Raw genomic sequence first — 1,627 nt, 5'->3', positions numbered from 1 at the left:
TTGTTGCGTAGTGCTTGGTGACCAGGACGGCTGGGGCACCAATGGGTTGTCAAAGGCCGAGTCGATTTTGGGGACTGGGATGTCCCAAAATCTATCACGAGGCCGAAGACACGCTTGGTATACAGATAATCGGACAATTTACTGGTCGTGCCTGCACCATAGAAATGAATAACACCATTGGCCATTGCCATGCTTTGGGTTCGCAGCCCTTCATCAGCCGTCAGTGAACGGGACAGGGTGGCAGTCCAGTTGCCACTGGCATCGGCAGTGGCTTCGCTCAGAAATTCCTTTGCTTCGATACGGCCATCCAGATCATCTGCATACAGATAGATCCGGCAATTGGGACAGGCTGCCGAAATCGTGGTGGGTCCAGGCAATACAGCATCATCACCCTGAGTACCGGTAACAGATGTACCGTTGATGCCGCTCACCTTCGCCGGATTGAACTTGCGCAGTTCTACGGGCACTCCCGGTGAAGCAAAACGGTAAACATGGTCGGGATGTGTGGCTGCACCGGCATCGATGACCATATTCTTGCGTACAGTAATCCACCGGCCGCTGCCGGCAGCAAAGCTCTGGGTCAGAATGGCGCTATCGAAATCGGTGCCGTCATCTCCCGGATCGAAACCATTGCGGGTATGCACGATCAGGTTGTTCTCTACCAGAAGTTCCGTGCCCTGGAGCAGCATCCCCTGACCACATACGCCAGCATCCTTACCGGCCAGATCACGCCCGATGACGTTCAGCGTCACGGTATTCCCGACACCGGCAATTTCCATAGTGATCGGCGGTGTATCATTGGTCGACTGCGGGACATGCAAGCCCACCAAGCGATTGTTGGTCACCGTATTGTTATCGCCCGTTACCTGAATACCGCGGCCCCCGTACCAGAGGCTGGCATTGTAATCCAGCTCCCGAGCACAGTTTACGCCGGTATCGTGGGGCGCAGGGACATGGCCCTGTGAGTCCATGCCGATGTAGTTGGCTTCGATCAGGTTGTTGTCACCGCCGCTGGTTATGCGGATTGCCCGTTCAAAAGCACCGATGATGCGATTGCCGCGAATGATATTGTTGTCGGAATCCTCATTCGGCAGGATGATCCCACCCCGGGCCAACGAACGCGCCGCCTGTGTCGATGCCGTTGAAGCCAGCGACAATCCACTGCCGTTTGCTTTCAGACCCATCCAGTTGTTTTCCACCAGATTGTTTCCTTCGTAAAGGATGATCTGGCCACCACCGATAAAACCAAGATTACGGATCACGTTGTTGGACGTGCGCACCTCGAGGGAGACGCCAAACGTTGGCAGGTTGTCACGATTGGTATTGACCATGATTTTCGGCGCGTTCGCCCGTCCTCCGGGCTGCGTATTGCCGTCGATGGTGACCTGCCCGCTCACATCGGTGATGTAACGTCGCTTGAGCTCCCACTCGTAGGACTCATCGATCTGCACTTTCCAGTACTGCAGGGCAGCATCATAATTGGGGTCGTTGAGGGGGAGGTTGAATTCGCAAGCGTGTCTTCGGCCTCGTGATAGATTTTGGGACATCCCAGTCCCCAAAATCGACTCGGCCTTTGACAACCCATTGGTGCCCCAGCCGTCCTGGTCACCAAGCACTACGCAACAAC

General features: G+C 55.4%; 1 protein-coding gene. It reads right to left on the bottom strand.

The window, feature by feature from the left end:
• The coding region (locus tag ACOCD2_RS19100; protein ID WP_419582199.1) for a hypothetical protein at positions 1-1,451 on the bottom strand (1,451 nt) is incomplete at its 3' end.
• Positions 1,452-1,627 lie beyond the last annotated feature (176 nt).

It is taken from the genome of Thiolapillus sp. (assembly GCF_048562965.1).
Lineage (GTDB): Bacteria > Pseudomonadota > Gammaproteobacteria > Chromatiales > Chromatiaceae > Thiolapillus > Thiolapillus brandeum_A.
Note: the sequence above shows the minus strand (reverse complement) of the source record. Positions and strands in the feature narration are given on the sequence as shown.